The 14,872-nt window shown below is 49.9% G+C and carries 12 protein-coding genes; 9 read left to right on the forward strand and 3 right to left on the reverse strand.

Going from position 1 to position 14,872, the window contains the following annotated elements; genetic code table 11:
* Positions 1-818: TolB family protein (locus AC06ND_RS10260; protein WP_475678886.1), on the forward strand; the 818-nt coding region annotated here is incomplete at its 5' end.
* A 166-nt stretch (positions 819-984) separates the two neighbouring features.
* Here AC06ND_RS10260 and AC06ND_RS10265 read toward each other — a convergent pair.
* The 3 genes from AC06ND_RS10265 to obgE all read right to left on the reverse strand — a co-directional run bounded on the left by AC06ND_RS10265 (position 985) and on the right by obgE (position 4,860).
* The gene (locus tag AC06ND_RS10265; RefSeq protein WP_475678887.1) at positions 985-2,448 is read right to left on the reverse strand and encodes a M28 family metallopeptidase; all 1,464 of its coding nucleotides are present in this window, start codon (positions 2,446-2,448) and stop codon (positions 985-987) included.
* A 21-nt stretch (positions 2,449-2,469) separates the two neighbouring features.
* Entirely contained in the window at positions 2,470-3,774 is a 1,305-nt protein-coding gene (locus AC06ND_RS10270; protein WP_475678888.1) for an O-acetylhomoserine aminocarboxypropyltransferase/cysteine synthase family protein, read from the reverse strand.
* A gap of 87 nt (positions 3,775-3,861) precedes the next feature.
* On the reverse strand, positions 3,862-4,860 hold the full coding sequence (gene obgE / locus AC06ND_RS10275; protein WP_475678889.1) for a GTPase ObgE: 999 nt from the start codon (positions 4,858-4,860) through the stop codon (positions 3,862-3,864).
* A 455-nt stretch (positions 4,861-5,315) separates the two neighbouring features.
* Here obgE and AC06ND_RS10280 point away from each other — a divergent pair, with 455 nt between their 5' ends.
* The 8 genes from AC06ND_RS10280 to AC06ND_RS10315 all read left to right on the forward strand — a co-directional run bounded on the left by AC06ND_RS10280 (position 5,316) and on the right by AC06ND_RS10315 (position 14,813).
* A complete protein-coding gene (locus AC06ND_RS10280) occupies positions 5,316-6,011 on the forward strand; it encodes a helix-turn-helix domain-containing protein (protein ID WP_475678890.1) in 696 nt (231 codons plus the stop codon).
* Between the two features lie 209 nt (positions 6,012-6,220).
* On the forward strand, positions 6,221-6,775 hold the full coding sequence (locus AC06ND_RS10285; RefSeq protein WP_475678891.1) for a hypothetical protein: 555 nt from the start codon (positions 6,221-6,223) through the stop codon (positions 6,773-6,775).
* 38 nt (positions 6,776-6,813) lie between these two features.
* Entirely contained in the window at positions 6,814-7,467 is a 654-nt protein-coding gene (locus AC06ND_RS10290) for a hypothetical protein (RefSeq protein WP_475678892.1), read from the forward strand.
* Positions 7,468-7,515: 48 nt separating this feature from the next.
* A complete protein-coding gene (locus AC06ND_RS10295; protein WP_475678893.1) occupies positions 7,516-10,374 on the forward strand; it encodes a hypothetical protein in 2,859 nt (952 codons plus the stop codon).
* Positions 10,375-10,382: 8 nt separating this feature from the next.
* Entirely contained in the window at positions 10,383-11,228 is an 846-nt protein-coding gene (locus tag AC06ND_RS10300) for an outer membrane beta-barrel protein (RefSeq protein ID WP_475678894.1), read from the forward strand.
* A gap of 833 nt (positions 11,229-12,061) precedes the next feature.
* A complete protein-coding gene (locus AC06ND_RS10305; protein ID WP_475678895.1) occupies positions 12,062-13,054 on the forward strand; it encodes a family 43 glycosylhydrolase in 993 nt (330 codons plus the stop codon).
* A gap of 17 nt (positions 13,055-13,071) precedes the next feature.
* Complete coding sequence (locus AC06ND_RS10310; RefSeq protein WP_475678896.1) at positions 13,072-14,121, forward strand: glycerate kinase family protein; 1,050 nt, start codon at positions 13,072-13,074, stop codon at positions 14,119-14,121.
* The gene (locus AC06ND_RS10315; RefSeq protein WP_475678897.1) at positions 14,118-14,813 is read left to right on the forward strand and encodes an Lcl C-terminal domain-containing protein; all 696 of its coding nucleotides are present in this window, start codon (positions 14,118-14,120) and stop codon (positions 14,811-14,813) included. The genes AC06ND_RS10310 and AC06ND_RS10315 overlap by 4 nt, the downstream gene beginning before the upstream one ends.
* Positions 14,814-14,872: the final 59 nt, after the last annotated feature.

The raw sequence follows: 14,872 nt of genomic DNA on the forward strand, positions 1-14,872 counted from the left end.
TCTATCCTTACTGGCATCCAAGCGGCGACTATATCGCATATTCTTCGAACTCGACTCTCCAGACCTTCCATGTAGCAAACGAGAAGCTCATAGAGGTCTTCGACAGCGCGTCCGATGTCTATGTATACGACGTGAAGAAGAATGAGCTCATCCATTATCCAGAGCTTTCGGGTGACTCTGCGTGGGAGACCTTCCCGTCTTTCTCGCCTGACGGACGTACGCTCTATTTCTGCAAGGCGAGGCCGGTGAATGTTCCTCTGAACATCAGGGACGTGCACTATGACCTCTGCAAGGTGGCCTTCGATCCTGCCACCGGTGAGATCTCCGGTCCGGTCGAGGTACTCGTCGAGGCTTCTGCACACGGGAGCAGCGTGTCCTTCCCGCGCCCTTCTTTCGACGGCAGGTATATCATGTACGCGCTCTCGGAGTACGGAAACTTCTCTATATGGCATCCTGAGTCCGATCTATGGCTCTATGATCTCCAGACAGGGGAGAACAGGCCTCTCGCGACGGCCAATTCCGGCTCTGCAGACAGCTACCACAACTGGAGCAGCAACAGCCGTTGGTTCGTGCTCGGAAGCCGCAGGCTCGACGGCATGTTCACCAGGCCTTTCATCAGCCATATAGACGAGGACGGGAACGTCACAAAGCCTTTCCTGGTGCCTCAGGAGAATCCTCGCAGCTACTATCGGAATCAGATGCGATCATATAATATTCCGGAGTTCATCACGGCTCCTGTCGATTTCGACCGCCTCAAGGCAGAGAAGCTCATCAATCGTCCTGCCCGCACTCCTTTCGGTTCAAGGATTTCGAAATAGCTTTGCCTTCTGGTCTGAGTAGCTTTGCCTTCTGGCTTTGCCGTAACCCGTTGACTGATAGCGGTATACCGAACGGACGGCTCCCTCTTTCGGGGGAACCGTCCATATGGGATATTGCTGGAAATCAGATAGTTACGACAGCGGTTGCTTGTGTCGTGCCGGAGGTTTAGTCAGCGTACAGACCAGTGCGGTCGAGGATATGGTCGAGATTCGCCAGACCGTATACCATGACGGCATTGACGATGGCAGAATGTTCCATGTACTCAGGAATGGTCTTGTTGTACATGTCCCTCTCGCTATGCCAGATCTCGCCGTAGTCGAAGCCGTAGCCCTTGACGTCACGAAGGTCGAGCGAGATTGTAGGCACGCCGTTCATCGCGAAGTACGCATGATCCGAACCACCGGCAGTGGTAGGACGTGGGCGAGGCTCGCTCTCATTCTTGTTCACCGTGAATGGGAACTCAGGGTTGAGGTTCGCGAGCGGTGCCGAAATGTTCACGAAATCGTCATACATGGCAGGAGGTACGGTCACTGATACGGCAACCTCAGGACCTCCGTCGCGGTTGAAGTAGTTCGAGATCTTGCCCATAGGAGCGACGCCGCTCTCGACGAAGAACTTCGATCCGAGCAGGCCGAACTCCTCTGCGGTCCAGATGCAGAACATCATGGTGCGGAGAGGCTTTGCACCTGAGAGAGCGATGAGTCTTGCCGACTCCATGGTCACTGCAGTACCCTGTGCGTCGTCGATGGCACCGGTGGCACCGTCGAAGGCGTCGAGATGGCCTCCTGTGAGCACGTATTCGTTAGGATACTTGCTGCCCTTGATGATACCGATAACGTTGTGGTACTTCACCGGACCTTCAACGAAGTGGTTCCTGATGTCGAACTCGAGGAGGAAGTCGCGCCTTTCCTTGGCCTTCTTGTAGATGATGTCGTACTGCTCGCTGTCAAGCTTGATGTCGCACACTGTTGGAAGAGTGTCCATGGTGAGCTTGTAGCAGTTCGCACGGTCGTAGAGTATCTTCATCGGCACGTCGGAAGACTGGATGAATCCGAGCGCACCGGCCTTGACCATCTCGTCGAAGAAAGGAACGAGGATGTTGCCGTCCGCGTCCTTGGTCTCCGCGCTGACAGGGAAACCGTTGGACTTGCCGCCGACGAGGACCCATGCGCCCTTGATGAGGCCCTTGATCCTGTCGAACTCCCTCTGGGTCTTCGGCTCGATGACCACATGACCCTTCTGAGGACCCTTGGTTCCGGCGGTGTACGAAGGAGTGGCGAAATGGAGGTTCATGTCACCCTCGCCGAGCATCCTTCCGAACCATGGACCGCGGTTGAAGCCGACGTTGATCTCACCGGCCTCCTGCACCATCACCTCAAGTCCCCATGACTTGAACTGCTGTGCGACCCACTTCTCTGCGTACTGGAGTGCGTCCGATCCGACGATACGTCCACCGATGCGGTTCGCGATGAAATCCTCGATCTCCATGGTGGTGTTGTCGGTCTGGCCGAGTTCTATGATCTTCTGGACGGTCTTGTCCTTCGATGCTTTGTACTTCTGTGCTCCCGCCGGCATCGCGGTGACGAGGAGGAGGGAAGCGGACAGAAGCGCGATGATTCGTGTTCTCATAGTGATAGGCTATATGCAGGATTAGCAGCCCTTGGCTACATCGATTGCGTTCTGGATGTCTGCGATGATGTCGTCCGGATCCTCAAGACCGATGCTCAGACGGATGAGCTCAGGTGCGATACCGGAATCGCGGAGCTGCTCGTCGGTGAGCTGACGGTGGGTGTGGGATGCAGGATGGAGCACGCAGGTGTGGCAGTCGGCTACATGGGTCTCGATGGTGATGAGCTCGAGCTTGTCCATGAATACGCTGGTGAACTCGCGCGCGTTGAGCTTGCCCTGGTCCTTGAGACCGAAGCACATCACGCCGCAGGTGCCGTCAGGCATGTATTTCAGCTGGTTCGCATGGTCTGCAGAGGATTCGAGCTCCGGGAAGTTGACCCATGCGACGTCCGGATTCGACTCGAGGTACTTAGCGACCTTGAGGGCGCTTGAGCAGTGCCTTGGCATGCGTACGTGGAGAGTCTGGAGACCGAGGCCGAGGTAGAATGCGTTCTGAGGAGCCTGGATGCTGCCGAGGTCACGCATGAGTGTGGTGGTCGCCTTGGTGATGTATGCGAGCTTGCCGAACTTCTCGGTGAAGGTGATGCCGTGGTATGACATGTCCGGAGTGGTGAGGCCTGGGAACTTGTCCTTCTGTGCGTCCCAGTCGAAGTTTCCGCTGTCAACGACGCAGCCGCCGACCTGAACGCCCTGACCGTCCATGTACTTGGTAGTCGAGTGGGTCACGATGTCCGCACCCCATTCGAAAGGACGGCAGTTCACAGGAGTAGGGAAGGTGTTGTCCACGATGAGCGGAACGCCGTGCTTATGGGCGATGCGAGCGAACTTCTCGATGTCGAGGACCATGACTCCTGGATTGGAGAGAGTCTCGCCGAACACGAGCTTGGTGTTAGGACGGAAAGCCTTCTCGATCTCTTCCTCGGAAGCGTTCTGGTCAACGAAGGTGACGTCGATGCCCATCTTCTTGAAGGTGGTGCCGAGGAGGTTGAAGGTACCTCCATAGATGCTGGTCGCGCTGACGATGTGTCCGCCGGCCTCGCAGATGTTGAAGCATGCGAAGAAGTTCGCTGCCTGGCCCGAAGAGGTGAGCATGGCTGCGACACCGCCCTCGAGGGCAGCGATCCTTGCCGCTACCATGTCGTTGGTAGGGTTCTGGAGACGTGTATAGAAATATCCGCTTTCCTCAAGGTCGAAGAGAGCGGCCATCTGCTCGCTGTTCTCGTACTTGAAGGTTGTGCTCTGAATGATTGGCATCTGGCGAGGCTCACCCTTCTTTGGGCTGTAGCCTGCCTGGACACAGAGTGTTCCGATTGAATACTTTGCCATTGTCTTGGTTCTTATGTTTGTTGTATGTTCGTTTGTTCAGCTTTTGCAACTTTTGCTTGTTCTGTCTGTTACGTTCTGCCCGCTGCGTTAAGCCTCTTCGTGGAGAGTGTCCCAGAGGAGGGTCTTGAGCGCGTTGAGGTTCTCGCCCGAAACGGATGAGAAGAAGATGTGCGGCACATCCTTAGGGAGGGTTGGCTCGATTTCCTTCTTCATCTGCTCGTCAAGCATGTCTGACTTAGAGATTGCAAGGACACGACCCTTCACGAGGAGCTCAGGGTTGTACATCTTGAGCTCGTTCAGGAGTATCTCGTATCCCTTTGCGAAGTCGTCGGTGTCGGCCGGGAGCATGAACAGGAGGATGGAGTTTCGCTCGATGTGGCGGAGGAAGCGGAGTCCGATTCCCTTGCCTTCATGCGCACCTTCGATGATGCCCGGGATGTCTGCCATGACGAACGACTGGTCGTCGAAGTATCTCACGATTCCGAGGTTTGGCTCGAGGGTGGTGAACGCGTAGTCCGCGATCTTCGGCTTTGCGGCGCTCACGGCTGCGAGCAGGGTAGACTTACCTGCATTAGGGAAGCCTACGAGACCCACGTCCGCGAGGACCTTGAGCTCGAGTATGAACCATCCTTCCTGGCCTTCCTCACCCGGCTGGGCGTAGCGAGGGGTCTGGTTGGTTGCTGACTTGAAGTTGTTGTTTCCGAGTCCGCCGCGGCCGCCTGGAACGAGGATCTTCTCCTCTCCGGCCTCCACGAGCTCCATGAGCACTTCTCCGGTCTCGGCGTCCTTTGCGACCGTTCCGAGCGGAACGTCGAGTATCACGTCTGTTCCGTTCCTTCCGTGGCGCAGCTGACCGCTTCCGCCTTCGCCGTTCTCGGCCATGATGTGCTTGCGGTACTTCAGATGGATGAGAGTCCAGAACTGAGGGTTGGCGCGGAGGATGATATGTCCGCCACGTCCGCCGTCACCACCGTCGGGACCGCCCTTAGGTATATATTTCTCCCTGCGGAGGTGCATTGAACCAGCACCGCCGTTACCTGATCTCAGGAAGACCTTTACGTAGTCTATGAAATTTGAATCTGCCATAACATGCTTTTTTCCAAGCTACAAATATAGATAATCTATACTATATTTGCGAAATGGAGTTTACTTTGCAGTCATACGAGATCCTGATCATTGGACTGATCGTGATGGGGCTATTCCTTGCCGTCATACCAGTTGGTCGTGGCGACTCTCGTCTCAAGGGATATAGGATATCATTGGTTTTCATGGCATTGTCTTTCGTGAGCCTTGGTGCCTATTGCCTTATTAAGGCTCGATTGCCACGCGAACTTCTGTTCATCCCATTCTTCATATCCTCCCATATTCAGGTATGTCTGCTGGGGTTGGCACATTTGAATCTGTTGAATCTTAACATAGTTCATAGAAGGCAGGTATTCTATAATTTTTTGCCTTTGCTAATTTGTGCCTTGACCTATTCTATCGTACAGCCTTTCTGTCCATTCATTCGCTTGTCGTCATGGGATTTATTCTTCCATTCTATGACAAATCCAGGTGTTATCGTCAGGATGCTCTGGCTACTAGTATACATTGGACAGATTCTGTATTATGCCGTAGTGTTCTTTAGGGAAGAAAAATCGTACAGTGAATCCCTTGGCAACTTCCTTTCTGATGTGCCAAGCGCAAAGTATCGTCTTGCGTTATACAGTTTCATAGGAGCTCAACTTGCAGGAGCCGATTCGGTCTGTATTTGCCTAACCCTGGATATGTTCTGGGGCGGACTTTTCAATCTGATTATGCTTGCACTGTACGCATTCATGTGCGTTCTGTTTGTACAGTATCCTTCTATATTTTTCAAGATCTCAGGACTTATCGATGATAAGCCGGATAATTCAGTTGGCACGGTCGTGTCAATCTCATGGCAAAGCCTTAAGGACAGGATAATCGAAGAAAAATTATACCTTACAGAAGGTCTGACCGTAGAGCAGTTGGCAAGGACTCTTGCCGTCAGCAAGAGTACTCTGTCGAAACTTGTGAATACGGAGGAGGGAGTCAATTTCAATACTTTCATCGGGGGACTCAGGGTCGCAGAAGCTCAGGCCATCATGAAGTCGCATCCTGAGATGACATTCTCTGACATTGCGCTTAAAGTAGGCTATAGTGAGCATAGCAATTTCTCGCGTCAGTTCAAGGCGACGACAGGATTTACCCCCGGGGAATATCGTAAGAAACTGTAATCATCCAAAATCTCTATTTCCTGTCATCCAGGGTTCTGGGTGGCAGTTTTTTGTAAAATTTGGAATTTACGTTGTGTAAATGTGATATGTGTTTTCGCAGACTTATCAATTCGGAAGAATGAATCTGCGGATTGATAAAGATATTGTCGATGTCGATAGGTACTTTTGTTCACGTTAAATACATGTACCAATATCTAAACTAATTCCAGATGAAAAAGATTATCGTTCTTTTTGCAATGACTTTCATTGCGGTGACGGCTCTGGCGCAACCTCGTGCTATAGGTGGATACTTTAGTGTGTTCGGAGGCGAAGGTGTCGGATTTTCTTACCAGCACAGTCTAGCTAATGACAAGATGTTTGTCGAAGCGGACGCAATTCTATCGTATGACTATGGCTTCACATTAGGCGGGTGGGGTAGCGTTGTAGTCAATTACATTTTTGCAAAACCAGAATGGCTCTCATTCGCTGATATGAATGCTTATGCAGGCATTGGTATAGCCGGAGGATGGGTCGGAGACGCTCTTTGTACAGGTAATTGGTATGACTATGGGCCATCGCAGAACTTTGGAGGTGGAATGATCGGCCCTCAGCTTAGTCTTGGAATAGAGGCTAACATGAAATATGGACTGAGCATTTCCCTTGATATGAAGCCTATTTTCGCAGCTCATTTCAATGATTGGATGTATAGAGGCTCAGTTGGTCTTTACAAAGATGGCCTCATGATGTTCTGCCCGGGAATCGGCATAAGGTATAGATTCCATTAATTCTAATTAATTACGATTACATTATTTAATAAAGTATTATGAAAAAATATCTTGCTATTGCATTTGCATCATTCTGCTTTATAGCAGCATCAGCCCAGGAATGGGACACCGTAACTCTTCTTGAAGGAAGCACTGATTTCGCTAAGTCAGGAGAGTTGATAAATATCGTCATGGATGTCAGCCATGCCGTGGATGTTGAGTATGATGGTGACTGGAAAGTTGCAAAGGTAAATGGATTTGTATACGATACTGTAGGTGAAGAGTCATTCAATGACTCGTTCAGACTTGCATGGAGAGAGATGAAGATGCTCCTCGGTCGCACCAAGAAGAAAGCAAACAACGTACAGTTGCCTCCAAAGGATGAAGAGAATCCAAAATTCAAGTACGAGATGAGATACGATATCGATACTCTCGATACAGGAAGCGGATCGGCCGCCTTGTGGGGAAGCTCAATGGCAAAGAATAATATGAAAAAGGGCGGAATGGTTGCAGTCGGAACACTCACCGTCACTGATCTCGATTCAGGGGATGTCGTATGTAAGATGAAGATGAACCGTACCAAGGGGGTCATTATGGCTGGAATCGCCCTCAGAGGTGCATTTTACATACGTATATCAGGCCTTCTCTGCAATGTCATGCTCTATGACCATATGCTCAATTATAAGCCTAATACGCTTACCCCGAAAAAATAAAGTGGTCTACGATCAGATGTGCCGCCACATTGCTAAGGTAAAATAGAGATGAGAATTGATATGAGGCATGGGCTACTGGCCTTGACGATGTCCGTTGCATTGTTTGCAGGATGTCAGAAACCAGATAATCCAAATACACCGGAGGTAAAGCCTCCGGTTGATAACCCTATAGATAATCCTGGGGCAGAACCTGAAGGTGACGACTATTCAGGGTGGAATACCACTGGAAAATTCATCCCAGTCGATGAAGATGCTACCCTGAATCCTAATTTTTTCCTTCTTGACTGGAATAAGACCGAGATCCTGGAGTTGAACGAGGAGGATATGACCGTCACTCTCAGTTTCATAGGACCGGTTCCGAGTATGTATAAAGGTGCCCTCACCATTATTGAGCCAGATGGCACGATGCCATTTTTGTGCTATGTGGAAGAAGCTAATATGGGAGGTGCAAACGTGACCCTCAAATTCCGTGAGGCTGAGCTTTCAGAACTATTCTTCAACCAGAGTTTCGCCATCACGACAGATGCTGCTAATTGTTACTTCCAGGACTGCCAGATATTTGCAAAAGAGGGGTTCTATTCTGCTGATGGAATAGCCACGAAAGTAGGCTCAAATCTCAATTTTGAGAACTCCAAGTTCGTTAATGTTACGGACAAGTTTGCATATACAGATATGTTGCTTCCTGGTCTGAATTTCAGACATTCGACATCGATGCAACTCACTCCTAGTGTCTACTGCCAATTTGATCGACCAATTACGGACGGCGTGAGCTCCTTGATTCGAGCCAAGTTGGTTGTGCTCAGCGCAGTTCTGGAAGGCAAGCTTGAGTTTAGTGAAGATGTAAGCCTTGGAGCCTCTTTCAGTACAGGACCCTATTTTGAAGGAAATACGAAACCGTGGACAGTGTTTACAAAATGGATAGGTGTACCAGTCCACGGCATTACAATTCCTGTGATGATAAATCTTGAACATTGTGTAAAGGTTGGTGCCAAGGCTTCTGGAAGTGTCGATGGATATAGAAATGTCACTACAAATACATACACTGCGACTGTCGGAGCAGAATACAGCAACGGAAAACTGAGCCCTATCAAAGAATTTAGATCATCAAAGACCACCGAGTCTAATCCATCTTTTACTGGCGAGGCTTCAATCGAAGCAACATTTACATACGCTCCTCTACTTACTATTGCACCGATAGGTGCTGTCGGGATCACTGTCGAAGTGGATCCATATGTAAGTTTTGGAATTTCTGCCAAATATGTAGAAGACAAGATATCTGGATCCTTTGATGTTTATTCGGGAGCAGATCTTGCTCTTTCAGCTGTCAGACGAAAATCCATCTTCACTCCGTCATACAAGGTCTTGGCCAACCTCCAGCCAATAGAGATCGTGAAGAAGACAAAACTCTACAGCTATCCAAATACCATCGAACCAAAGAATAAGAAGGATATCAAGGATCTCAGGATGGGCTACAATGACAAGAAGAAAATCAGTCATAAAGCCAGTGCTGTAAACTATACGCGAGAAGAAAATGGCGGTAAGGTTCCGGCGAACAAGTCCTTGGTAAAGGTGGAGGTCGTTTCAAACATGCCTTCTGGGACGAAAGGCACTACGACGAGGGAAGACGGCCTCGTTATCCATGACATTGTATACTACGAGGCAGATGAAAATGGAGAAATCAGCCACGACTACCGTGTTCCTGGACCTCTCAACTATGACTATTCTTTCGAGACGAGCGTTTTGGGTGGAGATGGCAAGCCTGTCGAGACTTTCACGATTAAGCCTACGAACAAATTCAAAGGTTTCGTGGCGGAATACAAACCTGTGGATCCATCATCCACCGGGTCGGTAAGGCTCATAGTTGATGAATATGGCAGGAAGGTCTACGAGCAGGGTACTATTGTTAGGCATATGTACCTGGAAGGCTATCACTACATCGGAACGTTCAATGTGAATTCCTACAATGAAGACCTTTTGGAAGATTACGATGTAGACCTCAGTGAGATCAGCAGCGGAATCATGAGATTCACAGCCGATGTCAAATATATGGTCGGTTTGTTTGTGGAACAGGACGTGATAGGAAAGGTGGATTATTACAGGTGGGATCAGATGGAAAACGGCAACTACCATGGGTACCAGCATCAGGAGACTGTAATCGATACTATGAAATGTGTCCATTGTACCGGTCCTGGCATTACTGAAGAGATTTCCCAAACAGACATAACATATTGGTATAATGTTCCGATTATGGTTGCCACCGGAGAATTGGCGGGAGATGAATTTGGTCTTTTCTATATGAGACTGTCTGATCTGCAAGTATTCGGTGATGATGATGACTCGCCGGACATCCCTGAGGATGACAGGCCGGGGCGTGGCGATGACCCAGGTACGGGCACGGATCCCGGTTACGGTGATGATGACGACGATGAGGAGTCAAAATACTATGTAAGGATTGATGAAGAACTTGAAAACTGGGAAGGCAAGTACCTCATTGTATATGACCAGGCAGGGAAAGAGTCTTTTCTTCCGGGTAACTTGTCAGGAATTTACAACAGCTACAACGGACAGGGAACTCATGCCGAAGATGGACACATCCTTGTGACTGCTGCTAACGAGGACGCCTACTTCACCATCAGCCGCCTGCCAGAAGGCAAATACGCCTTCTACTCGTCCAAGGATTTCTACCTTGGATGTAAGGACAGTGAGAGAGCTGTGTTTGACAAGTGGGCCGAGGAACCGATACCTCATACCATTACTTATGACTCAACCAACCACTGCATCCTCATTCAGGGCTACCACGGTCATACTCTCTGCTATGATGAAAAATGGCATCAATTCATCTATGCCGATTGGGGCGATTACAGCTCAGGAATGTATCATCCTGTCCAACTCTATAAACTTTATTGACATAGCGAATGAAAGCAACCATAATTGGAAAGACACTCATGATTTCTGTGGTTTCTTTGTTGTTGTACACGGCAGCGAGTGCTCAGAATAACGTGATTTCTCAGGTGCAGAATGGTGTCAATGCGGTAAGCAACATCGCGTCGATCGTCGATGCATCCCATGGTGAAAATGCGACACCAGTCGCAATGAACTTGCTGGGCAACCTGCAGAAGACCTTCATGGCAGGCGTGGTAGTCGGCGTGAATTTCGGTGGTGCCGAAGAAGAAGGAAAGTCTGGAAGTGCGCTCGAGAGATTCAACGTGGGCTTTACGACCCGAATAGGACTCCCTCTTGGTTTTGCACTTCAACCTTCCATAATGTATACGACTAAGAAGATCAGTGTCAAGGACATGGTTCAGAAGACCTCACTTCTGACGTCGGTCGGTTTCATCGAAGTGCCAGTTCAACTTCAATGGGGAGTGAATTTTAAAAATAATTTAAGGCCATTCATCTTTGTTGAGCCATTCATCGGATATGGTGTCACTCAAAAGAGCAAATTATTCGGCTCGTCATTCAATCTTGAGGATATTCTTAACGGAAGCCTTGAGGAGGATGCTGATGTTGATCTTCCAGAGATTCCGGACATGCAGGAAATAAAGGATAATATTGTGAAGAAGATGGAATATGGACTTGGCGGAGGTCTTGGACTTGCATATGGTCCGGTCCAACTTTCTTTAAAGTATTACAGGAATATGGGCAAACTTTATATGGATGACGCAAACTCTGGAGTAAAACTGGGGGATGCAATCAAGACTGCGATGAAGGATAAGAACTACATAAGCGGATTTACCGTTTCTTTGGGTCTTGTGTTCTAGCAGAACACTATTTCATTCTTTTTAGGTTATTTGGTATGGTCGGGGTCTGCATGAAAACATCTCCGACCATACTTTTATGTTACCAATTGAGGATACTGATGCAGTTTCTCATGAGCGACGCGAACTGAAAATATTGCAGATTCTTTGAGTTCGCAGCGGGGAAGTCATTTTCTCCACCAAGCTGGTGGAGTAATAGTCTTGTCAGAGAATCAAATGATTGAAATTCTCCCACAAGTTGTGGGAGTTTTAATGCTATATTCCTTTGACGTTGGCACGAAGTACAAAAAATGAAGGATTCTTGGATGTCGTGGCAGGAAAATGGACAGATTAGACAGATTTGCTGGCACGAGATACAAAAATAGACCGATTCTTGGACGTCGTGACACTCGCTATGTCGAACCGGTCTCCTCTGGCTGTCGCGAACTGAAAAATATTGATGATTTTTTGAGTTCGCAGCGGGGAAATGGGCGTAGAAGGCGGGGGAATGAGCAAGGATACCCTGAAACCGTGCGGAGAAAGCCTGGAATCTAGTCGAGAAACACTCCGAGAAACACGTCGAGAATCACGCCGAAAAACACACCGGAATCACTCCGAGAATCGCGCCTGGAAGGCGGAAATGAGGCCGAGGACGGACACCAGTCCGGCAATGGCAACCATCTTACCTCAAGGCCGCTCATGCGGAAGGTGATCCTGTGATCGACAATATCCCTACTCCCGGACGCCCTAACATGTATCTCTAAAAGTTGTTATATTTGCGTGCTCGGCGATACAAGTTGTCGTCGAGCATGCTTTTTCTATCCTGAATTGACATGAAACGGATTATTTTGACCGCCATGGCGGTAATTGTGGCGGCGGGTTCAGCATTCGCGCAGCCACAGGCTCCCCAGAGAAAGGATTCCTATAAGCTTGAGGACGTCGGAACTCACGACCCTGTGATGGCTAAGGAAGGCGACACATATTATCTCTTCGCAACAGGCATGGGCATCTCGGTGATGTCATCCAGCGATAACATGAAGACATGGAAGTTCGAGAACAGCGTGTTCGAGTCTGCACCTGCGTGGACTACGGAGATGCTTCCAAACTTCCGTGGACACATGTGGGCACCGGACGTGCTCTTCTATGAAGGCGAGTGGCATATCTTCTACTCATGCTCGGCTTTCGGCAGGAATACATCGATGATAGGACATGCCACCAACAAGACCCTCAATCCTAAGAGCCCTGACTTCAAGTGGGTGGACAAGGGTTGTGTGATCCAGTCGGTTCCGAACAGGGACATGTGGAACGCGATCGACCCTAACGTCATCGTGGACGAGGAGGGAACTCCATGGATGGATTTCGGCTCATTCTGGGACGGTATCAAGCTCTTCAAGATGAAGAAGGATATGAGCGGTCCTGCAGTTCCGCAGGAGTGGTACTCCGTATGCCGAAGGGAGAGAAAGTTCGAGCAGCCTGACTCGAATGCAGGTGACGGCGCAGTTGAGGCTCCGTTCATCATGAAGCATGGTGACTACTACTATCTCTTCACTTCATTCGACTACTGCTGCCGCGGTGCGCGCTCGAACTACAATGTCGTAGTCGGTCGCAGCGAGAAGGTCTCTGGCCCATATCTCGACAAGGACGGCAAGGACATGGCCTACGGCGGAGGTTCTGTCGTGCTCGCAGGTAATGAGGATTGGGCAGGCGTAGGTCACAACGCAGCATACGACTTCGGTGGTAAGAGCTACTTCATCGCTCACGGATATGATCTTTCAGACAACGGCGCTTCGAAGCTCGTCATCAGGGAGATCAAGTGGAGCTCTGACGGTTGGCCAATCGTGGAGTGGTAGCCTGGCAGAATTTTGTAATGAGGATAATTGTCGCATCGGATTCATACAAGGGCTGCCTGTCGTCCAGACAGGTGGCGGACGCCGTCGCGCGCGCTTTGCCGGATGACGAGGTGGTGTGCATTCCTGTTGCTGATGGCGGCGAGGGAACTGTCGATGCCTTGGTCGACTGCCTTGGCGGGAGCTATGAACATGCGACAGTATCCGATCCTCTCGGACGGCCGATAGCCGCGCGTTACGGAATTGCCGGCGATAAGGCTATCGTCGAGTGCGCTTCAGCCTGCGGTCTGTCACTGCTTGCTCCGGAGGAACGCGACCCGCTGTCCGCGAATACGCATGGGCTCGGTGAATTGATTCTCGACGCCGTGGAAAAGGGATGCAGACGCTTTCTCATAGGCTTGGGTGGCAGCGCTACCAATGACGGGGGAATGGGAATGATAGAGTGTCCGAACTTCCTTGAGAAGACCCGCGAATGCCATTTCACAATAGCCTGCGACGTTGATACTCCATACGTCGGACCGGAGGGCGCCAGCCGTGTGTTCGGACCCCAGAAGGGTGCATCCCCGGAAGATGTGGAACTTCTCGAAAAACGGCTCTGCGGATATGCGGAACGCATGTTTGAGGAGACCGGTGTGGATGTGAGGGACATGCCCGGAGCAGGTGCTGCAGGAGGCCTTGGCGGCGCTTTCGCTGCCTACCTCGGAGCCGAGCTCAAGAGGGGAGTCGACATGGTCCTGGACGCGCTGGATTTCGATTCTCTGTTGCAGGGTGCTGACCTTGTCATCACCGGAGAAGGATGCTCAGATTTCCAGACCGTCAAGGGAAAGCTTCCATACGGAGTCCTCCGTCGTGTGAAAATGGCTGGCGTGCCCGTGCTGCTGATGAGCGGTGCCATTCGTGACATCGATATGATTCGAGATGCCGGATTCGAACACATGATAGAAGTGACACCGGAGGGCATGGATCTTTCGGATGCGCTCAATCCGGAAGTCGCAGTTGAGAATATCCGACGTGCTGTCGTAGAATCAAAGAATTCGTATATTTGTTCCCAGATAGATACAGAAATATGAAAAGAATATTCTTCAATATGGCAATCCTTGCTTGCATGCTTACGGCATGTGAAAAGAATGTCATTAAAAACGAAGAAGAGCCTATCGAGCATCCGGTAGCGGTTGACCTTGGACTCAGCGTGAAATGGGCGTCATGTAACATAGGAGCCTCAGCTCCAGAGGATTGGGGAGATTATTTTTCTTGGGCAGAAAGTGATGCGAAAGAATTCTACTATGTGGACAACTATAAGTGGGGAGTCGATAATCGTTCGACTGAGCGTCCTTCTGGTATGACTCGGTATACGGGTGACGCGAGCAAAGGTGGAGACGGACTCTCAGTCATCAGAGCAAAAGATGATCCAGCCAGGAGTAATTGGGGTAGTAAGTGGCGCACTCCGACGAAGGAAGAAATGGAGGAACTCTTAGACCAAACCAAGTGTCAGTGGAGTTTCGATTTTAAGCGAAACGGATATGTGGTGACTGGCATCAGCACCGGCAAATCAATATTCCTTCCTTGTGCAGAGCTTCGTGATGACACATCATCTTTACATTACACATCTGGAAACTATTGGACATCGACACTTTGCGATGATTACGTGGCATCTGCATATCGTCTCTCAATGAACTCTGGACGATACGATAGAACAGATCGCGGTATCCATATCGAAATACGTTACGTGGGTTTATCTGTGCGTGCTGTCACAGAAGAATAGATATGGCGGGGTAAAGAAAAGAGACCGACCTTTTTGGGGGCCGGTCTCTTTGTTTATGC

This window comes from Candidatus Cryptobacteroides sp., from assembly GCF_056207615.1.

Excerpts from the sequence above, each read along its gene's own strand:
- AC06ND_RS10265 (WP_475678887.1), bottom strand. The coding sequence starts at position 2,448 with ATGAGAACACGAATCATCGCGCTTCTGTCCGCTTCCCTCCTCCTCGTC.
- AC06ND_RS10270 (WP_475678888.1), bottom strand. The coding sequence starts at position 3,774 with ATGGCAAAGTATTCAATCGGAACACTCTGTGTCCAGGCAGGCTACAGC.
- obgE (WP_475678889.1), bottom strand. The coding sequence starts at position 4,860 with ATGGCAGATTCAAATTTCATAGACTACGTAAAGGTCTTCCTGAGATCA.
- AC06ND_RS10280 (WP_475678890.1), top strand. The coding sequence starts at position 5,316 with ATGACAAATCCAGGTGTTATCGTCAGGATGCTCTGGCTACTAGTATAC.
- AC06ND_RS10285 (WP_475678891.1), top strand. The coding sequence starts at position 6,221 with ATGAAAAAGATTATCGTTCTTTTTGCAATGACTTTCATTGCGGTGACG.
- AC06ND_RS10290 (WP_475678892.1), top strand. The coding sequence starts at position 6,814 with ATGAAAAAATATCTTGCTATTGCATTTGCATCATTCTGCTTTATAGCA.
- AC06ND_RS10295 (WP_475678893.1), top strand. The coding sequence starts at position 7,516 with ATGAGAATTGATATGAGGCATGGGCTACTGGCCTTGACGATGTCCGTT.
- AC06ND_RS10300 (WP_475678894.1), top strand. The coding sequence starts at position 10,383 with ATGAAAGCAACCATAATTGGAAAGACACTCATGATTTCTGTGGTTTCT.
- AC06ND_RS10305 (WP_475678895.1), top strand. The coding sequence starts at position 12,062 with ATGGCGGTAATTGTGGCGGCGGGTTCAGCATTCGCGCAGCCACAGGCT.
- AC06ND_RS10310 (WP_475678896.1), top strand. The coding sequence starts at position 13,072 with ATGAGGATAATTGTCGCATCGGATTCATACAAGGGCTGCCTGTCGTCC.
- AC06ND_RS10315 (WP_475678897.1), top strand. The coding sequence starts at position 14,118 with ATGAAAAGAATATTCTTCAATATGGCAATCCTTGCTTGCATGCTTACG.